Annotated in this window: 19 protein-coding genes and 1 tRNA gene; 6 read left to right on the forward strand and 14 right to left on the reverse strand. The window is 68.3% G+C overall.

Features of this window, described 5'->3' with window-relative positions; all coding sequences use genetic code 11:
- Positions 1 to 83 precede the first annotated feature (83 nt).
- From ACK4LS_RS05925 to ACK4LS_RS05950, 6 genes are all read right to left on the reverse strand, one after another.
- On the reverse strand, positions 84 to 1,130 hold the full coding sequence (locus ACK4LS_RS05925; RefSeq protein ID WP_409714612.1) for a hypothetical protein: 1,047 nt from the start codon (positions 1,128 to 1,130) through the stop codon (positions 84 to 86).
- Between the two features lie 452 nt (positions 1,131 to 1,582).
- The gene (locus ACK4LS_RS05930; RefSeq protein WP_409714615.1) at positions 1,583 to 2,230 is read right to left on the reverse strand and encodes a hypothetical protein; all 648 of its coding nucleotides are present in this window, start codon (positions 2,228 to 2,230) and stop codon (positions 1,583 to 1,585) included.
- Positions 2,220 to 2,375 (reverse strand): hypothetical protein, encoded by a 156-nt coding sequence (locus ACK4LS_RS05935; protein ID WP_409714618.1) that lies wholly within the window; start codon positions 2,373 to 2,375, stop codon positions 2,220 to 2,222. The genes ACK4LS_RS05930 and ACK4LS_RS05935 overlap by 11 nt, the downstream gene beginning before the upstream one ends.
- A gap of 74 nt (positions 2,376 to 2,449) precedes the next feature.
- On the reverse strand, positions 2,450 to 3,448 hold the full coding sequence (locus tag ACK4LS_RS05940) for an ImmA/IrrE family metallo-endopeptidase (RefSeq protein ID WP_409714621.1): 999 nt from the start codon (positions 3,446 to 3,448) through the stop codon (positions 2,450 to 2,452).
- 14 nt (positions 3,449 to 3,462) lie between these two features.
- Entirely contained in the window at positions 3,463 to 4,128 is a 666-nt protein-coding gene (locus tag ACK4LS_RS05945; RefSeq protein ID WP_409714624.1) for a hypothetical protein, read from the reverse strand.
- 4 nt (positions 4,129 to 4,132) lie between these two features.
- Positions 4,133 to 4,654, reverse strand: coding sequence for a sigma-70 family RNA polymerase sigma factor (locus tag ACK4LS_RS05950; protein ID WP_409714627.1), 522 nt, complete (start codon positions 4,652 to 4,654; stop codon positions 4,133 to 4,135).
- A 691-nt stretch (positions 4,655 to 5,345) separates the two neighbouring features.
- On the opposite strand from ACK4LS_RS05950, the gene ACK4LS_RS05955 reads away from it, so the two are divergent.
- Entirely contained in the window at positions 5,346 to 5,468 is a 123-nt protein-coding gene (locus ACK4LS_RS05955) for a hypothetical protein (protein ID WP_409714630.1), read from the forward strand.
- 419 nt (positions 5,469 to 5,887) lie between these two features.
- Here ACK4LS_RS05955 and ACK4LS_RS05960 read toward each other — a convergent pair.
- The 4 genes from ACK4LS_RS05960 to galU all read right to left on the reverse strand — a co-directional run bounded on the left by ACK4LS_RS05960 (position 5,888) and on the right by galU (position 8,862).
- A tRNA-Ala gene (locus ACK4LS_RS05960) sits at positions 5,888 to 5,960 on the reverse strand.
- 221 nt (positions 5,961 to 6,181) lie between these two features.
- Positions 6,182 to 7,252 (reverse strand): large exoprotein, encoded by a 1,071-nt coding sequence (locus tag ACK4LS_RS05965; protein ID WP_409714633.1) that lies wholly within the window; start codon positions 7,250 to 7,252, stop codon positions 6,182 to 6,184.
- An 81-nt stretch (positions 7,253 to 7,333) separates the two neighbouring features.
- A complete protein-coding gene (locus ACK4LS_RS05970; protein ID WP_409714635.1) occupies positions 7,334 to 7,957 on the reverse strand; it encodes a GNAT family N-acetyltransferase in 624 nt (207 codons plus the stop codon).
- Positions 7,958 to 7,971: 14 nt separating this feature from the next.
- Positions 7,972 to 8,862 (reverse strand): UTP--glucose-1-phosphate uridylyltransferase GalU, encoded by an 891-nt coding sequence (gene galU / locus ACK4LS_RS05975; RefSeq protein WP_409714638.1) that lies wholly within the window; start codon positions 8,860 to 8,862, stop codon positions 7,972 to 7,974.
- A 63-nt stretch (positions 8,863 to 8,925) separates the two neighbouring features.
- Here galU and ACK4LS_RS05980 point away from each other — a divergent pair, with 63 nt between their 5' ends.
- From ACK4LS_RS05980 to mscL, 3 genes are read left to right on the forward strand one after another with little or no spacing between them, the layout of a single operon-like run.
- Entirely contained in the window at positions 8,926 to 9,522 is a 597-nt protein-coding gene (locus ACK4LS_RS05980; RefSeq protein WP_409714641.1) for a 5-formyltetrahydrofolate cyclo-ligase, read from the forward strand.
- A 16-nt stretch (positions 9,523 to 9,538) separates the two neighbouring features.
- Positions 9,539 to 9,808 (forward strand): FmdB family zinc ribbon protein, encoded by a 270-nt coding sequence (locus ACK4LS_RS05985; RefSeq protein WP_409714644.1) that lies wholly within the window; start codon positions 9,539 to 9,541, stop codon positions 9,806 to 9,808.
- Positions 9,809 to 9,854: 46 nt separating this feature from the next.
- Positions 9,855 to 10,274 (forward strand): large conductance mechanosensitive channel protein MscL, encoded by a 420-nt coding sequence (gene mscL, locus ACK4LS_RS05990; RefSeq protein ID WP_409714647.1) that lies wholly within the window; start codon positions 9,855 to 9,857, stop codon positions 10,272 to 10,274.
- Positions 10,275 to 10,439: 165 nt separating this feature from the next.
- Here mscL and ACK4LS_RS05995 read toward each other — a convergent pair whose 3' ends face one another.
- Complete coding sequence (locus ACK4LS_RS05995) at positions 10,440 to 10,670, reverse strand: hypothetical protein (protein WP_409714650.1); 231 nt, start codon at positions 10,668 to 10,670, stop codon at positions 10,440 to 10,442.
- Between the two features lie 6 nt (positions 10,671 to 10,676).
- The gene (locus tag ACK4LS_RS06000; RefSeq protein WP_409714738.1) at positions 10,677 to 14,357 is read right to left on the reverse strand and encodes an AAA family ATPase; all 3,681 of its coding nucleotides are present in this window, start codon (positions 14,355 to 14,357) and stop codon (positions 10,677 to 10,679) included.
- 225 nt (positions 14,358 to 14,582) lie between these two features.
- Here ACK4LS_RS06000 and ACK4LS_RS06005 point away from each other — a divergent pair, with 225 nt between their 5' ends.
- Positions 14,583 to 15,116 (forward strand): methylated-DNA--[protein]-cysteine S-methyltransferase, encoded by a 534-nt coding sequence (locus tag ACK4LS_RS06005; protein ID WP_409714653.1) that lies wholly within the window; start codon positions 14,583 to 14,585, stop codon positions 15,114 to 15,116.
- Between the two features lie 84 nt (positions 15,117 to 15,200).
- On the opposite strand, the gene ACK4LS_RS06010 is transcribed toward ACK4LS_RS06005, so the two are convergent.
- Positions 15,201 to 16,817 (reverse strand): cation acetate symporter, encoded by a 1,617-nt coding sequence (locus tag ACK4LS_RS06010; RefSeq protein WP_409714656.1) that lies wholly within the window; start codon positions 16,815 to 16,817, stop codon positions 15,201 to 15,203.
- Positions 16,814 to 17,167, reverse strand: a complete 354-nt coding sequence (locus tag ACK4LS_RS06015) for a DUF485 domain-containing protein (protein ID WP_409714659.1) — start codon at positions 17,165 to 17,167, stop codon at positions 16,814 to 16,816. Before ACK4LS_RS06015 ends, ACK4LS_RS06010 begins: the two co-directional genes overlap by 4 nt.
- Positions 17,168 to 17,307: 140 nt before the next feature.
- On the opposite strand from ACK4LS_RS06015, the gene ACK4LS_RS06020 reads away from it, so the two are divergent.
- Complete coding sequence (locus tag ACK4LS_RS06020) at positions 17,308 to 18,159, forward strand: response regulator transcription factor (protein WP_409714662.1); 852 nt, start codon at positions 17,308 to 17,310, stop codon at positions 18,157 to 18,159.
- The last annotated feature ends 70 nt before the right edge of the window (positions 18,160 to 18,229 follow it).

Here is an 18,229-nt window from a genome sequence, read left to right on the forward strand (position 1 = left end):
CAGCTACTCCATGAATGCGGAAAACGGGGCCACGCATGTACCAGTTCTGACGACGCGTCGATCGATTCACGCAGAGATCTCTATCACTGTCGGGCAATCCACTCGACATAATAGCGCGGTGGCCAGCGTCCGACGAGCTCGTCGATGGGTGAGCCGCCGGACGACATCACGTTGTAGTCGAGCATGTCTCGGACAACTTCCTGGAGCGGATCGTCGTAAACGCCGTCTGCGGCCATCCTCGCGATCTCTCGTCCCGTACCCGCGAGGATGTCGGCGACCTGAACGCGGGCATCGAGCTTCGAGTCGATCACACGAATTCCCCGGAGGTCAGCTCGCGGCATTTTCACGTCGCCGACTGGAACTTGCATGCGAGATCCCTCCAGGATTGCTTCGAGCACGGACGGCGTTAGCAGGCTGTGCCGGTCGTGCAGAATCTCGAACGGAACACCAAGGCGGGCATGCCAGGTCCGGACCACCGCATCGAGTGACGAGGCAAGAGGATCCAACTCGCGGAACTCGATGGGGTCGGGATCAACAAGCTCCAGCGCCAGGTGCCGGGCGTCCCAGAGCATCTCGAGAGCCTCAGCAACATCGCCGCGAGGACACTGTGCTCGTGCGTCGTGCAGGGCGTGGATATATGGCCAAACCGACGGTGCCCTCGCACGCTCGCGTGCGTAGGTTTTCACGAGATCGTTGAACGCGCTGATCAGCGCATCCCATCGACCCGACCCGACCGCGCGCGACCCATCCCGGTGAAGGACGTTGGTGATCTCGCGACCGAGGCCGCTGAAATGGATGTCGAATCCCCGCCTCGCCGCGAATTCGCCGTAGGTCAGAACGACCATCTTCGCGGTGATGAAGAAGGCCTTGTCAACGAGATAAATGTTTGCCTGTCCATCCAGCATAGGAAGCGCATTGAGCAGAGCGCGACGGTTACGCAAGGCGAGAAGCGGACCGGACTTAAGCTCGGGAGCCTGCGCCTTAGTGGCCGCACGTAGCTGAACCATGAAGTCCTCAGCATTGGCCAGGGGCAGGCTCGTGCTCCCATGGACAAACACCGGGTGCTTGCTCGCGACGAGGTTCTCGCCCTCGGACGCTGACTCATCGCAGGCGATGACTGTTACCGACATGCAGAACCCCTTTGGCCTCGCAGTCTAGAGGCTGAGTCGTCACACCACCGAGCCCGCGCCGCCGAAAAAACTTTGGGTCGGCGCTCAAGGACTAACTCGTGGCTCGCAGAAGAGCAAACCTCTTCTGCGATCACCCGGCACCCGGGAGGTCGAGGATGGGAGCATTAGTCAACGCCTGAGGCTCCTCGCCCTTGTCATGCCTCTCTGGAGAGCTCTAGCATCACCCTGCAATTGCGTCCGTAGCGATGGAGGCAGATGTCTTCCTTGCCGCAAATCCAAGATAGGGTCCACGACATCGGCGATGTCGACGCCGTTCAGTACGAGCCGCTCCATCTCCTCGAAATCTGCCTTCGATCAACCTCCTGCTGGGCGTGCCCGCGAACGCGGTGTCGATAAACTCTTTCAGTTCATGGCCGAGCAGGTCTGCTTGCCCGACCAGCTGATGAATACCCTTATGCTGCGGACGCCCACAGGTTGAGGTACTCGTCCAGATACGCGGTAATCGAGGCTTCGCTAGCGCGCACGACGGCGGACTGGGGGACGATGACCGCTCCCCGCCGCGCGTCTATAACGGCGACCCGCCCACCGGGGTACGCGCCCGCCAGGAGGGCGAGCAAGACCCCCGCCGCAACGGGGGTGAGCGGTTCCTTTGCAGTGTGTACGTGCACGAACATGTCCGTACCGTCATGCAAAGTGAGAGCGAACTGGGGGTATACAGATATCAGGTGCTCCCCGTCGGCAGCATCGTAGTAACCGCGCTGACGGACGGTGCGCCCGTCAACCGCACCAAGGCCCTTCAAGGCGGGCACAAGACCGTCAGCGACCTCCACGAAGGACGGGCGCTGCTGCGCCGACGCGCCGGTGATCGCGCGGTCCACTTCGTCAGTGTCGAACCCCGCCCGCACGTGCCGACGAATCGCGCCGAATAGGCGCCCATAGAAGTACGCGAACTGTCGCTGATCGGTGGGCGCCTCGACCTGACGGTGGTGCTTGCGGACGCACGCGGGGCGGCGCGTGCTCTTCAGCATCACAAACTCCGCGAGGTGGGTCGCGGAAGGGATGTGCCGGCGGGCGTCCTCGTCAGCGCTGTCAGCGCTCATTGCGGACCCCCTTGTGCTGCTTCTCAGACCCGTTCATGATTCGGCCTGTGGCGGCGTCGCGCTTGAACCACATGCCCTGGTGCTGGAATTCGCTACGTGAGCTGACGGCTCCCTTGCGGTAGCCCTTTCCGGTGTTCTTCGCCATGTTCATCTCCGATCAATGCGAGGAAGGAGTTCAGCCCCGCACTAGGTAGTCGGATGAGGGTGACGAAGAGTTAGTCAGCCCCGACATTCCGCACACACACCATCGACGACGGTCGCAGGGGGCCTGAGCACAAAGCACTCCATGCACTGCACGTCCCGTGCGTCCCTGCGTTGATGCGCGCACTTCCCGCACCGGGGACAGAACGGCGCACCACACTCCGAACACGGGAACCCTCTCGTCTCAAACGTTGTCCCGCAGCATTCACCCCTGAGGGTGAGCCGGTCATCCCATTCACGGTCTAGAACCCGCGGCAGTCCGGGCGCACCCCAGAGGTCCTCGGCGGCGAAGACCACAACGATCCCGTGGGGGGTTCCGATGGCATTGACGAAGAAGTCCTCACTCTTGCCGAAGCGCCCCTGCCAGCTCACCCGCCGTGTCGACTCCACCCCGTCGCTGACGTTGCGAAGTTGATGACCCGGAGGAAGCTGCTGGCCGGGCCAGGGATAGATGAAAGACCAACCGTTGTCCGGGTCCGGACTTACGCTGGAGCTGGTCACTTGCATCGTGGCGCGTTCGATGAGCGCTACGGCCCCGAACTTCGGCAGATAGTGGGCTATTGCTATCGAACAGACGGGTCTACTAGCCGATGAGCCGTCGAACAGGTCCAGCACATCTCGCGCTCGGGGGACCCGACCTTCCAAGAACTCGGCGACCGCGGCCGTGGGGAGCAGGAGCTGCTGGGCAATCTGATCACAGATCGTCTCGAGGATCGCCTCGTGGTCCTCCTGGTCGTAGACCCAGTCCGACACGCGGTCGTCGTTGTTCACCAGGTGGTGACCCACCTCGTGCGCGATGGTGAAGTTATGTCGCCTACTGAACTCCGTCGGAGCGTAGAACAAGACGCCGTCGTCCAGGAAGGAAACGCCATCGCACGCGCCGCCCGCACCGCGGCGCTCGGCGAGACCATCAGAAGGCACGGCCCGGATGCCAAAGATGTCCTCGACTGTCCCCACAGGGTCAGCGGCGAAACGGAGCGCCCGCTCCTGCGTCACTCGCCGGAGGATGCGCTCCACTGCCTGCGCGACATTCATGGCATGGGCGGGTGGTCGTCCCCTGGCGACACCAGGTGGGCGAGAAGCTCATGCACCTGCTCTAGGTCCGGTTCCTCCCCGCGATGCACTGTGGCGCCCGCGCGACTCAGCAGTTGAGCTTCGGCAACAGACCTGGCAACACTCCGCATCTGGCGCCATTGGTCCACAAGCGCGTCAAACCAGTCTGTCGCACGCAGGGTCGTGTACAGAGACGGCGTATTGCCGCCTTGCCTGACAGTAAACGCATCAGGCGATGTCGACAAGGCGGCACCAATGTCCTCCAGCAGAGCCGGGGAAAGCTCTATACCGGTCCGTGTCTGCCAACTGGCGACCTGTGGGCCGGTGACCCCCCACCCGCGTCCTGCGAGGTAGTCCCGCAGACCGCTGACGCTCAACTTCGATCTCACCCGGGCGGCCTTGAACCCCGCTGGGTCGAGGGTCAATCCCGGGGTCGGGGCGACACCCAGCATCGCCGCAATCGGGTCTTCCTCCAGTGGGGGGATCTCCAGATTCGCGACCCATACGGCATCCGCAGTGCGGGCAAGTAGGAGAAGTTCTTCCCGCTCCGAGGCTGTGGCGCCGGCCTGCTCCAGAATAAGACCCCGGTGGGGTGGGTTCCCGATGAGCCGTTCCAGGAGCTCAGCTTTCTGCTGCTCGTTCACGACATCACTCTTTCTCCATGAGCGCGCGGAGCTTCTCCAGCGCGGACTTACGTATCTGGCTGATTCGAGGAGGCGTCACGCCGAGCTCATCGGCAAGCTCTGTTCGACTCGCTTCGTCGTACTCCTGTCGCGTGAGCACATATCTCTCGTTGTCGTTCAACTGACTCATCGCGTCCATCAGCTCACCTCTGCGGGCAGCGATGTCGATGGCGGTGTCCGCACGCTCGATGGCTTCCTCAGCTGTAGGGTCATGGAGATCGAAGTCATCGTCGAACGAAGGCCCCCTCTGGTCGGCGTGCTGTTTACGTCCGTGGTCAATGGCGCGCTGTTTCGTGCGCTGCACGAGCAACGCTTCCCACGAGTTGACGTGTCCCATCGGCGGTTTCTGCTGCAGTTCGACGAACACCTGCTGCACCACGTCCTGGGCTCCATCATGCAACCCGATCTGTCGCAGCACCGCTGCAGCAACTCGGATCAATTTCTCCCTGTGCTCGAGGTAGAGCGCACCAAGGTTCGGCGTCGTCATCGTCGAATGTTCCTATCCGGCGTCAGCTTGCTCCGTTGCATAGTGTGCTCCTTCGAGGAGTAGTCGTGCGAGTGGGGCAAAGAGTTAGCACCCCGACGATTACCTGGACTGCACTCTATCGAGCAGGCTGAACCTATGCGCCACGCAGCATTCGGCGCGGCACTATCTTGGGAGCGACACCAGGCCGTCGTTCCGGTGGAGGAGACGCTCCGGCCATCAGACCTTCCGCACCCGTGCCAACGGGTGGCCGAGGATGCGACTAGGTACTGGCAACCGCCGGCGAATTACGGCCCACGCTCACGTCTCGGTAGGCAAGACTTCGAGCGCACGCCGGCGGGCGGGACAATGGCAGATGCCAAGGATCAACAACACCGACTACCGCAACCGCCGAGCCGCACTGCAGGCAGACTGAGAGAACGGCGGCCCGCTTCTTGCGCACCTCACCGGCGAGCAGCAGGAAGCGCTGCGTGCGTTCTACCTCTTTGACGTCCTACTGCGCAGTACCGACTTACCTAGCGCGAGACACGGGGCCATCAAACGCGACGCAAACCTCATCGGACGGGCGGGGCTCGCGTATCGAACCTTCGCCAAGCTCTCGGCGCCACGAAGGACGGCAGGCCAACCCGGTCACCTCTCAGCCCCGTCGTTGCCCTCCGCCACCGCACGCCGATCGCCGACACCGCGACGACGGATGACCGTCTTCTCCGAGCTCCATCGGGATGTCGAGCCGGACCAGATCGCGCGCATCATCATCGCGATGGCCCAGGAGCAGCTGCTTCGGGAACGGGCACAGGACGATTACAAATCGAGGTGACGACCACCAGTCCAACCTGACCCGCTTGCGTCCGGGATGGGCCGATCCCGTCCCACCGCGTATCCAAGTTCGTGAGCCATGCCGAAAACGCTTCGACCGGGGGTTTCGGTGGATCGGTAGTCAGGTGTCTTATGCCTGGTCGCGATCGATGACGAGGTTGCCTTAAACGATCTTTTCTGGCGGGTGTCCCACGAGCGGGCGCCGAGTGATGTACCGATACCGTGAGACGTACCCGTAGACACCAGGCGGGATCCAAAGCCAGGGGGTCGAAAAAACCCAGTTCAGTGGACAAACCCTCATTCGACCGCGCTTCGCAAGATCGTCCAAACCAAAGAGGTCGCTGCCGGATCGGTACGCACAGGGAAGCAAAAACGGCCGATCAGACATGATTTCTCATGTCCGATCGGCCGTCTGCTCGGTGGACCTGAGGGGATTCGAACCCCTGACCTCCTCGATGCGAACGAGGCGCGCTACCAACTGCGCCACAGGCCCGGAAACCTCGACAACACTATCACGACGCCCACGCGTTACCTGACGCGGGTCGTACCCCGGGCGCGCCGCGGGCGGGGCGGTGAGACATCGGACGCACACCCCTCGGGCCACCCCTCCACGCCCCGGCGACGCCGAATGGACGGCACGACCACGTCATCGTCTGCCCCTTCGACGAAGCAGAGGGCCGCGCCGACGCGACCCGGCGCCGGCCGAGGAGAGGTCTACTCCCCCGACGCGCGGCGATCCAGCAGACGACGCACGTGATCCTCGATCTCGGTGTCGTCCACGTAGCCCATCGCCGCGTACGGCGAGGGGGTGGACGCGGCGGGACGCGCGGTCTCGATCGGGGTGGGAGCCTGCTCGGCGGCGATCTCGCGAGCGGCCTCTTCGCGCGCGGCGGCACGCAGCGCCTCGCGGGCCAGCTGCTCGTCGACGACGGCGGCGGCGCGGGAGCCGACCGAGGCGACGAGCGGACGGGGCAGCTCGCGCGGGGTCCACGTCGGCCGCGGCTCGGGCACGAGCGAGACGTCCTGCACCTCGGCGGCCACCTGTCGACGCACGGCGACCTCGACGGGGCGCGCCGACGTACGCGCGGCCACGAGCGACAGGCGGCGCAGCATCAGCAGGGAGGCCGCGACGACGCTCACGCCGGCGATCAGGAGGATGGGCGCTGCCCCCGTGACGATCTGCGCGGCTCCGACGACGGCCGTGATGAGTCCCGCCAACGCCACCGTCGACACGACCAGGCGGAACCGGCGGCGCGCGCGGGCGCGACGAGCGGCAGGAGCGGCGACCGCGGCCGCCTGCTCGGCCCGTGCGCGCTCCACGGCCTCCGCACGCTCGGCACGCGTCTTCTCCAGCGCCGCGGCGCGCTCGGCGCGCGCGACCTCGACGGCGGCGGCACGCTCGGCACGAGCGAGCTCGATCGCCGCCGCGCGCTGCTCCTTCACGACGTCGCGATCACGAGCGCTCTCGACGCGCGCGACCTCGAGCCGGGCCTTGGCGGCGGCCAACTCGGTCTGCGCTTTGTGCGCCTGCACCTGACGCGCGAGCTTCTGCTGCTGGTGCGCGGTCCGGGTGGTGAGCTCGAGGTGTACTTCACGCGGCGTCTCGGCGGTCTCGGCCAGCACACGCAGCGCCTGGTTGAGACGGACGGCGTTGCGCTCGGCGGAGGTGAACCGGTGCCGGCTCTGCCATGACGGCAGGAGATAGACCAACCACAGCGCGACCGCCACGAAGACGATCACCCCGCCGCTCAGCACCTGGCCACCCATGGGATAAAGGTAGGTCACCGAGAGATCACACCTCGGCATCCTCCCGCGTGTCGTGCCGAGACTCCGGCATCCCAGACCTCGGCGGGAGGACGAAAGTGCTCAGAGGCGGTCGGACGGGGGGATGCGCGCCGCATCGGGCGGCACCTGGCCGCGCGCCCACCGGTCGAGCACGCCGTGCGGGACCTCCTCGCGCACCAGCGCGAACGCGTAGTGGTCGCGCCAGTCGCCGTCGATGTGGATGTACTTGCGCCGCAGCCCCTCGTAGCGGAAGCCGAGCTTCTCGACGACGCGCAGGCTCGCGTGGTTCTCGGGACGGATGCAGATCTCGACGCGGTGCAGGTTGAGATCGGTGAAGCACACGTCGGTCGCCATCGCGACGCTCACGGTCGTGATGTTGCGCCCCGCGAACTCCTCGGCCACCCAGTAGCCGATGGTGGCCGAGGCGAGGGAACCGCGCGAGACGCCCCACACGTTGAGCTGCCCGGCGACCTCGTCGTCCCACGCCATCACGAAGGGGACGCCGAGGCCGTCACGGTACTGCTGCAGAAGGCGACGGATGCCGAGCCGCATGTCGAACGACACGGGGCCGTCGGGGCTGGTGGCCTCCCACCGGCGCAACCAGGAGCGGTTGTCGATCAGCTGCTGCTGGAGGACGCGCGCATCGCGGTTGCGGATGAGACGGATCGAGATGTCGCCGTGCCGTCTCGGGACGGAGAGGTCCATACCACCCGGCCGGGTCAGAGACCCTGCGCGAACTCCTTGAACCACGGACGCAGGGCCGGACCCAGGTCGTCGCGGTCGGCCGCGAGCTGCACGATGGCCTTGATGTAGTCGACGCGGTCGCCGGTGTCGTAGCGGCGGCCGCGGAAGACCACGCCGTACACGCCGCCGCCTTCGCCGCCGCCCGTGGCGAGCTCTTCGAGTGCATCGGTCAGCTGGATCTCGCCGCCCTTGCCCGGCTCGGTGCGCTCGAGGATGTCGAACACGTCGGGGCCGAGCACGTAGCGACCGATGATCGCGAGGTTCGAGGGGGCGTCTTCGGCCTTGGGCTTCTCGACGAGCTGCGTGACCTTGACCACGCCGTCATCCTCGGTCGGCTCGACCGCGGCGACACCGTAGAGGTGGATGTGCTCGGGGTCGACCTCCATGAGGGCGATGATCGTGGCGTTGCGCTTGTCGTACTCCGACATCATCTGCGTGAGCAGGGGGTCGCGCTCATCGATCAGGTCGTCGCCGAGGAGGACGGCGAAGGGGTGGTCGCCGACGTGGCTGCGCGCGCGCAGCACCGCGTGACCGAGGCCCTTGGGCTCGCCCTGGCGCACCATGTGCACGTCGGCGAGGTCGGACGAGTGCTCGACCTTGGCGAGCTTGTCGTGGTCGCCCTTCTCGCGCAGCTTGCTCTCGAGCTCGGGCATCGAGTCGAAGTGGTTGGCGATGTTGTTCTTGTTGCGGCCGATGATGATGAGCACGTCGCTGATTCCGGCAGCGGTGGCCTCTTCCACCACGTACTGGATGGCGGGCTTGTCGACGACCGGCAGCATCTCCTTGGGCATGGCCTTCGTGGCGGGGAGGAAGCGCGTGCCGAGTCCGGCAGCCGGAATGACGGCTTTGAAGGGCTTGTGAGGCATGGCCATACCCTAGCGGGAACCGGCGACAGCGCCGGTATGACGCTCGCACGTAGACTGACGGGCATGCCGGATCGCATCGAGCAGGCCAAGCGCGCGCTGCGCGCCGATCTGCGCGAACGCCGCCAGACGATCTCCGCGCACACGCGGGATGTCGCCGAGGCGGGCGTCAAAGAACAGCTCGACGCTCTCGTCGAACGCCTGGGGGCGCGGAGCATCTCGTGCTTCCTGTCGACCCCCACCGAACCGGGAACCCACGCCTTCGTCGCGGGCGCCGTCGCGCGCGGCATCCGCGTGCTGCTGCCGATCACGCGGGAGGACGGACTGCTCGACTGGAGCGTGGCCACCCCCGAGACCGAGATCGCCGAGGGACTGTTCGGCCTGCCCGAACCCGTGGGAGACGTGCTCGGGCCCATCGCCGTGAACGACGTGGATCTGCTCGTCATCCCGGCCGCCGCCGTCGATCAGCACGGCATGCGCCTGGGCTGGGGACGCGGTTACTTCGACAAGACGCTCGGCTCCATGGAGAAGTGCCCGCCGGTGTACGCCGTCATCTTCGACTCCGAATTCGTCGACGAGGTGCCGCGCGACGTGCACGACCAGTCCGTCACGGGCGTGGTCACCCCCACGCGCACGCTCCCGATCGTCGCCCCCACCGCCTGACCACCGAAGGAACCCGATGCCTACCTACTCCTATGCCTGCAAGCAGTGCGGCCACCGCTTCGACGCCGTGCAGTCCTTCGCGGACGCCGCCCTCACCGAGTGCCCCGAGTGTGGCGGCGAGGTGCGCAAGCAGTACGGGTCGATCGGCGTGACGTTCAACGGCTCCGGCTTCTACCGCACCGACTCCCGCGGATCGTCCTCGGGCGCAAGCGCTGGCGACTCCGCCGGTTCTTCGACATCATCGAAGTCGGAAACGAAGACGTCCGCCCCCTCCTCGGCCTCCTGAGTCCCTCCTGAGTCCCGGGTCGGCGCGGCAGAAGGGGAGCCAGCGCATGATCAAGGGATTCAAGGAGTTCATCCTCCGCGGCAACGTCATCGACCTCGCGGTCGCCGTCGTCATCGGGGCGGCGTTCACGGCGATCGTGAACGCGATGGTGCAGGGGCTGATCAACCCGTTGATCGGCTTCCTCTTCCAGGTGGGCGACCTCAGCGACCTGAACGTCACGGTCCCGACCCTGCTGGGCGGGCAATCGACGTTCGAATTCGGGTCGATCGTCGTGGCGATCATCAACTTCCTCGCCGTGGCCGCCATCGTCTACTTCGTGTTCGTCTTCCCGATGAACCGCTGGAAGGCTCGCGCCGCCGCCCGCGCGGGTGTGAACGAGGCGGCATCCGAGGAGCCCAAGCTCCCCACGGAGCAGGAGCTGCTCGTGCAGATCCGCGATCTGCTGGAGCGTCAGAACAAGGCGTGACGGCCGCGGGCGGGTCTCCCCCGCTCACGGCCGGAGAACGGCGCCCGCAGCGCGGGACGAGCCTACGGGCCGTCCGCGAGCGGGCGCCGTTCGTCGTCTCCCGCTGACGCCGCGTGCATCTGCGACCCGCGGGTCTCGACATGCCCCCTGGGACGACGGGCCACGTCAGTAGTGCGGGGGGACCTCGCGGCGCATGCGCTCGTCATTGGGTCCGGATGCCGCCGGAGCCGGCGTCGCGCCCCGGGCGGGGTCGTCGGCCGGCGCCGGTTCGGCCGTCGTCCCCGGTGCAGGGAGCAACCGGGCACGCCGGGCGCCGCGGACGCGGACGACCGGCTGGCGCGCGGTACCCGCGCCGCGGCCGGCACCGGGGTCGGTGGCATCCGGGGTGTCGTGCATCGAGGATCAGCCCGGCAGGTCGAGGGGCTCGGTCGTCGAGTCGGGCGCCGCCGCGTCGTCGGGAGCCACTCCCAGCAGCTCCGCGATGCGTGCCGCGACACCGGCGGGGTCGCTGTACAGGTCGAAGGCGTGCACGCGCACGTAGTGCCAGCCGAGGCGGCGCAGGATCTGCGGGCGCAGCCGCAGTGTCTCGCGCAGCGACTCGCCGATCGTCTCGGGGTCGCTCTCGGCGACGACGGCCTTGCCCTTGTACCGGGCGACGAGCGGCAGGAGGCCCCGGTAATCGACGTCGACCTCGACGCCGAGCACGCGCAGCTCGCGGGCGAGGGCGCGGGTGAGGGGATCGGCGAGGTCTTCCAGGCGGCTCTCGCGACCGCGGGCTGCGACGTTGCCGAGGATGCCCATGAGGGTCGCCGCGCCGTGCTCGAGCCTGCCGTCGTCGAACGCCGAGGGGCGGATCGACGACACGATGACCATCGACCGGCGCGCGCGGGTCATGCCGACCGTGAGCAGTCGCTCGCCGTCGGGGGTGGACAGGTCGCCGAAGTCGCTCAGCACCCGGCCGTGTCGTGTGAGACCGAAGCCCAGCGAGAACACCACGCGGTCACGGCTCTCGGCCACCGACTCCTCGAGGGTCAGCACGGCGAAGGGCTCTGCGGCATCCCTCGAGACGAACTCGGCCACGTCGGACCGGCCCGCCAGCGCCGCCACGACCGACACCCGCACGCGCTCGGCGTGCTTGCGGCTCGCGGTGACGACCATGAGGGACTCGGACGCGCGGTTCACGGCGTGCTCGACGACGAGCGTGACCACGCGGGCCACCTCGGCGTCGGGGCTCTCGACGGCGCCGCTGACGGGGTCGGGGGCGCCGACGCCCCCCTCGACGTAATCGACGCTCAGGCTGCCGCGGCCCAGGTACGAACCGGCCCAGGGCAGCGACACGATCTCGCCGCCGTAGAACGCGTCGTTCACCAGCTGCGAGAGGTCTTCTCCGCCCGCGCGGTAGCTGCGGGTGAGGGTCTCGACGGGGAGGAGTTCGGCGATGCGCTCGAACACCGACGTGTCGTCGAACGCCACTTCGTCGGCCTCGTCGGCGACCGGCGCGATCGAAGCGCTCACGCGGAAGGGCGTGGGCTTCTGCACGACCGGGTCGCCGAACAGCACCACCTGGCGTGCGCGGCGCAGCGCCGGCGTGGCCTCGGCGAGACAGAGGGCGGCGGCATCCGCGATGATCACGACGTCGAACGCCAGATCGTGCGGTACGTCGGGAACCTCGTACGGCGACGCGAGCCATACGGGCGCGAGCGTGCGCAGCAGCGTGGGCGCGGCATCCGAGATCTCGGTCGCCGTGTGCAGACCGTCTTTCAGCGCGCGCTTGAGGGCGGCGGCCTCGTCGGCGTGGTCGACGATGCCGATGCGCCACTGCGTGGCGAGCTGGGCGGCGAGCAGGGGGCCCGCCGCGGCGGCGTGCGCCTCGTCGACGAGCCGGAAGTCGCGCTCGAGGCGGTCGACGACGCTCGTGTTGGCTCCGAGCAGGGCGCGGTCGGTGCGCAGCAGGTGCTCGAGGGCCGACTGCCACCAGGCGAACTCGAGCTCGGCGCCGACGCGTTCCTCGGGCACATGGCGCACGGAGAGCTCGACGAGCAGCTGCTCGAGGCCCAGACGCGCGAGCTCGGACCGGAGTTGCGCGCGCTCGACCAGGTTGTCGAAGAACGTGGATTCGGCGGCGAGGCCGGCGAGCGTGCGCACGAGACGCTGAACCGGCAGCGTGGCGAGGCGCTCGGAGCCCTGGCGGCCGAGGATCTGGTCGAGTTCGCCGAGCAGCGCGTCGGTGCGCTGCCAGGCCACGTGCACGTCGGCCAGGCCCAGCGGGACCTCGGGGGCGACGCCCGCCTCGACGAGACGGTGCCACTCGGTGCGCTGCTGCTGGATGCGCATGAGCGCCTCGTACATGTCGGGCACGTGCACGCCGGGGCGCACGTACTCCTTCGACAGACGTTTGAGGCGGCGGCGGTTCGGTCCGCTCATGGCCGAGGCGTCGCGACGCGGCGAGTGCGCGTCGATCAGCTCGCCGATGGGGCGTTCGAACACGCTGGGGCTGAAGCGGTCGAGCGACTCGCGCACGCCCTGCAGGAGCTTGAGGTAGGCCCCCAGCTCCGACACGGTCTGGAACGGTCGCATGCGCGTCTGCGCGATCAGCTCGTACCCGCGCTCGAGCAGGCGGGGCACGTCGTTCGCGTGGAGCTTGCCGGCGAGGTCGTGCGCGGCACGGGCGTCTTCCGTACGCGTGAAGCTGACTCCGTACCAGGGCGAGTCGTCGGGACCGAAACGGAACTCCCCCAGCCGCGCGGCCGTCGCGAGGGCGCGCGCCGCGGCGTCGCGGCGACCGGCGAGCCGCTCGAGGGTGGCGAGGTCGAACCGCGCCTCGGTCGAGGGCGGCGGAGAAGTGGATGCCAGCGACGTCAGCGCGCGCAGCACGTCGAGCGCCGAGACGCCCAGGGCCAGGTGCGGTTCGGTCACGGCCGAGCGGTAGTCGCGCAGCACGGTGCGCAGTCGCACCAGCGCGTCGTCGATCTCGGTGACCTTGGGCTGCTCGGCCTTCTCGTTGCGGCCGATCGCGCGGATGAGGTCGCGGCGCACGTGGCTCGGCGACACGGCGAGGCCGGTGAGACCGACACCGGCGAGGCGGTGACGGATGCCGTCGAGCGTCGACCGGCGTGCGCTCACCACGAGCACCCGCTTGTTGTCGTGGACGAGCTGGCCGATCGCGTTGATGACGGTCTGCGTGCCGCCCGTACCGGGAAGCGTGTGCACCGCGAGCGAGTGACCCGCCGAAATGCGGGCGAGCACGCGTTCCTGCTCGGCGTCGGCGTCGAGAAGGAGGGTGTCGGCGGCGGGGGTGCGCTCGTCGGGGCTGACCATGACCGGCTCGCCGCGGCGCACCGTGACACGCGCGCGGTCGTCGGGGTGGCCGGCGAGCGCGTTCAGCAGCGGGTCTTCGAGGTCTTGCGTGTCGCGGGCCATGCCCGAGCCCACGTCGGCGAAGGAGGAGATGACCAGCCGCGGGTGCACCACGAAGGTGGGCACGTGCGTGGTCAGGCGGCGGATGTGGTCGATCACGGGCTGCGGCTTGAAGACGCCCTGGTCGTACGCGAGGCCCGCCAGGGCGGCGCTGTCGATCTGGATGCCGAGGTGTGTGCGGAACGCGCGGGCCAGCTCGGGGTTCATCACGAACGCGCCGTGCAGCTTCAGCTCGAAGTCGCCGTGGTGGCGCCGGATGGCGAGAGGGCGCAGCAGGACCGGGGCGGACCACTCCACTCCCCCGATCTTCCACGCGGCGAGGCCCACGGCCAGGTGCACCGGCTCGAGGCCGCGCGCGGTGCGCAGCTCGACGTTCTTGGCGGTGATGCGATCGGCGGCCAGGCGTGCCGTGCGCAGCGCCACCTCGTCGCGGAAGAGGTTGGAGAGCATCGTCGCGCGGCCCGTGATGAACTGCGGGAGCGAGCCGGGGTGGGCTTTGGTGATGTCGATGCCGGCGTCGCGCGCGTCGTCGAAGCGCAGCAGCGTCGAGCGCCCGCCCAGCGCCGCCGCCTCCGCGCGGATGCGATCACGTTCGGGGTCGGCGACGTGGCGGACCACGATGCCGGGTTCCGACAATCGCAGCTCGCCCGGATCGACGGACGACATCGAATCGTCTCCGTCGGCACCGATCACGGTACCGTCCTCAGCTCGCCACACACCTGTCAGACTAAGCCGGGCGGCTCGGGATCGTGCGCAGCGGGCGCGAGTTTCGCGACATCGGCGACACGCCGCGTCACCGGCTCTTCCTCCCCAGGCGGCGGTTTCGACGCATTCTCCCCGGTCACACGCCCCCTCCCCACGGCGCCACGATCGCACGACGAGGATGAGGGCATGAACACCGTCACGAGCACCGTCTTCGAAGGTCCTCTGGGCCCGATCCTGCTGACTTTCATCGACGAGTCCCTCGTGCGCCTCGACGTCGCGCACGACGGGATCGACCTCGCCCGCGCCGACATCGCGCGGCGTCTGGGCGTCGTGCCCGAGCCCGATCCGGGGCCGGGAGAGCCCCTGGTCGCCGAGCTCGAGGAGTACTTCGCCGGCGAGCGACGCTCGTTCACGGTGGCACTGGACTGGCGTCTCGTGCGCGGGTTCACGCGCGCTGCACTCGAGGCGAGCTGCGCGATCCCCTACGGCGAAGTGGCGTCCTACGGCGAGGTCGCCGTCATGGCCGACAATCCGCGAGCAGCCCGCGCCGTCGGCACGGCCTGTGCGTCGAGTCCGTTCTCGATCGTGGTGCCCGTGCACCGCGTCGTGCGCGCCGACGGCTCGATCGGTGAGTACGGCGGTCATCGCGAGGTGAAGGAGTACCTGCTCTCTCTCGAGAGCGAGGTCGTCATGGGCGAACGGGTGCGTAGCTCGGCCTGAAGGGCAGGCGCCGGGTTCGCCCGGGTCCTCGGGCGGACGCGACGGCGCCCGGCCCCGCGACGGCGGAGACCGGGCGCCGGGGCCTCAGTGGTTCGTGGCCTTCTCGGCCCCGAAGCCCGTGAGCGATCGCACGTCCATCTCGGCCGCCTTGCGGCGGTCCTCCGCGGTGCGCGACGTGACCGAGCCGAGCCAGCCGAGGAAGAACCCGAGCGGGATCGACACGATGCCGGGGTTGTTCAGCGGCCAGATGGCGACCCCCGTGTTCACGAACACGCTGGTGGGCGTGCCCCAGAACACCGGCGACAGGAAGATCAGCACGAGGGCCGAACCGAGACCGCCGTACATGCTCCACACCGCGCCGCGCGTGGTGAACCGGCGCCAGAAGAGCGAGAACAGGATCGTCGGCAGGTTCGCCGACGCCGCGACCGCGAAGGCCAGCGCCACGAGGAATGCCACGTTCTGTCCCTGCACGCCGATGCCGCCGAGGATCGCCAGGATGCCGATCACGATCACCGTGCGGCGGGCCACCTTGACCTCGCCGTCGGGCGGCACGTCGCCCTTCTTCACGACGTTGGCGTAGATGTCGTGGGCGAAAGACGCGGCGGCCGTGATGGTGAGACCGGCCACGACCGCGAGGATCGTCGCGAAGGCCACCGCCGAGATGAAGCCGAGCAGCAGGGGTCCGCCGAGGGCGAGCGCGAGCAGCGGGGCTGCGGCGTTGACGCCGCCGGGGGCACCGAGGATGGCTTCCTCGCCCACGAGGGCGCCGGCACCGTAACCGAGCACGAGGGTGAGGATGTAGAACAGACCGATCAGCCAGATGGCCCAGACCACCGAGCGCCGGGCCTCCTTGGCGGTCGGCACCGTGTAGAAGCGCATGAGCACGTGCGGCAGGCCCGCGGTGCCGAGCACGAGTGCCAGGGCGAGCGAGATGAAGTCCCACGGGTTCTTGCCGTACTGCAGGCCCGGGGCGAGCACGGCATCGCCCTTGGGCGAGGCGGCCACGGCGCTCTCGAGGAGCGTGTTGAGGTTGAATCCGTTGATCGCGAGCACCCACACGGTCATGACGACGGCGCCGCCGATGAGCAGGAAGGCCTTGACGATCTGCACCCAGGTCGTGCCCTTCATTCCGCCGATGAGCACGTACACGATCATCAGGATGCCGACCACCGCGACGACGATCGACTGCCCGACGCGCTCGGTGATGCCCAGCAGCAGAGAGACCAGCCCGCCGGCGCCGGCCATCTGCGCGAGCAGGTAGAAGAAGCACACCGCCAGGGTCGTGATCGCCGCGGCCATGCGCACGGGGCGCTCCTTGAGGCGGAACGACAACACGTCGGCCATCGTGAACTTGCCGGTGTTGCGCATGAGCTCGGCGACCAGCAGGAGGGCCACGAGCCAGGCGACGAGGAAACCGATCGAGTAGAGGAAGCCGTCGTAACCGTTGATGGCGATGGCGCCCACGATGCCGAGGAACGACGCGGCCGAGAGGTAGTCGCCCGCGATCGCAAAGCCGTTCTGCGGCCCGGTGAACGAGCGTCCGGCCGCGTAGTAGTCGGCGGCGGTCTTGCTGTTGCGGCTGGCCCGGATGACGATGAACAGCGTCACGGCCACGAACGCGCCGAAGATCGAGATGTTCAGCACCGGGTTGTTCTCCACCGTCTGCACGGCGGCGTCCAGGGAGGCGGGCACGACGTTCACGGACGGCTCCCCTCGGTGCGCTCGAGTTCGAGGCGCAGGGCTTCGGCCCCCGGATCGAGTCGGCGGTTGGCGTAGGCGACGTAGCCCATGGTGATCGCGAACGTGGTCACGAACTGGCCGAGGCCGAGCAGCAGCCCGACCGTGATCGCGCCCGACACCGGCTGGGCCATGAACTCGGGGGCGAACGACGACAGCAGCACGTAGGCGAAATACCAGACGAGGAACGCCACCGCGAGCGGGAACACGAAGCTGCGTTGCCGCCGCTTCAGCTCGCGGAACGGGGCGGACTCCTCGACCGCGATGTAGTCGACTCCGCCCTGTGGGGCCTCGTCGATGCGACGGTCCGTCATGTGGCCTCCTTGCCTCATGAGTGCGGCGCAACGCTGCGCCGATCGGGGGAAAAGTCCGGGTCGGCTGGCGCTTCCCCGGTGGTAGGGTCGACGCTACGAAACGCGGCGACGAAGCCGTCACCCCCGGAAGTAGGTAGTGCGTGGGAGCACCGTCCACACTTCGAGACGATGCGACGCTCGTGTCGCACGCCGTCACCGAACTCGCCCGTCGCACCCACTTCCCTGTGGCGTTCGGGGGCCTCGAGCACGATGGCGCCGTGCACGTGTCGACCATCGTCGGCGCGCGCACCCGCAGCATCGAGGGCCTCGTCGTGCACGCCACGCGCGGACTCGGGGGCCGGGCTCTGGTGGAGCGGCGGCCCCGCATGACCCTGGACTACCGCACCTCGCGCTCCATCACCCACGACTACGACCGCGCGATCCTCGGCGAGGGGATCGCCACCCTGTTCGCGGTGCCGGTGCTGGTGAGCGGGACGGCGCGCGGCGTGCTGTACTGCGGCTCTTGGGCGCAGGCGCCCGTCGGCGAGGTCGAGGCCCGACCGGCGTTCGACGTGGCCGGGGAGCTCGGCACCGAACTGCGCGTGCGCGCGGAGGTCGAGCGACGCCTGGCCACCCAGCCGACGCCCGAGGGCGGGATGAGCGCGGGGGCGCGGGAGGAGATCCGCGAGAGCTACGCGCAGCTGCGGAGCATCGCGGCGACCATCGGCGACGACGAGGTGCGGCGCCGGCTGGAGGACATCGAGGGGCGTTTGGCCGCTCTCACCGGTGACGCCCCGGCCGCCGCCGTCGACAGCGACGTGCACCTGTCGCGGCGCGAGATCGACGTGCTCGCGTGCGCGGCCGTCGGGTCGACCAACGGCGAGATCGCGGCATCCCTGTCGCTCCGAGAGACCACCGTGAAGTCGTACCTGGCCTCGGCGATGTCGAAGCTCGACGCCTCGACGCGGCACGCGGCGGTCACCCGGGCGCGTCGCGCGGGGCTGCTTCCCTGAGCCCTGAACGACCGGTGGGAAACCCCTGGAAATGGCGTCGTGGAGTTGAGAGCTCCTCCGATTCTCGGCA

The organism is Microbacterium sp., assembly GCF_046295495.1.
Classification (GTDB): Bacteria; Actinomycetota; Actinomycetes; order Actinomycetales; family Microbacteriaceae; genus Microbacterium.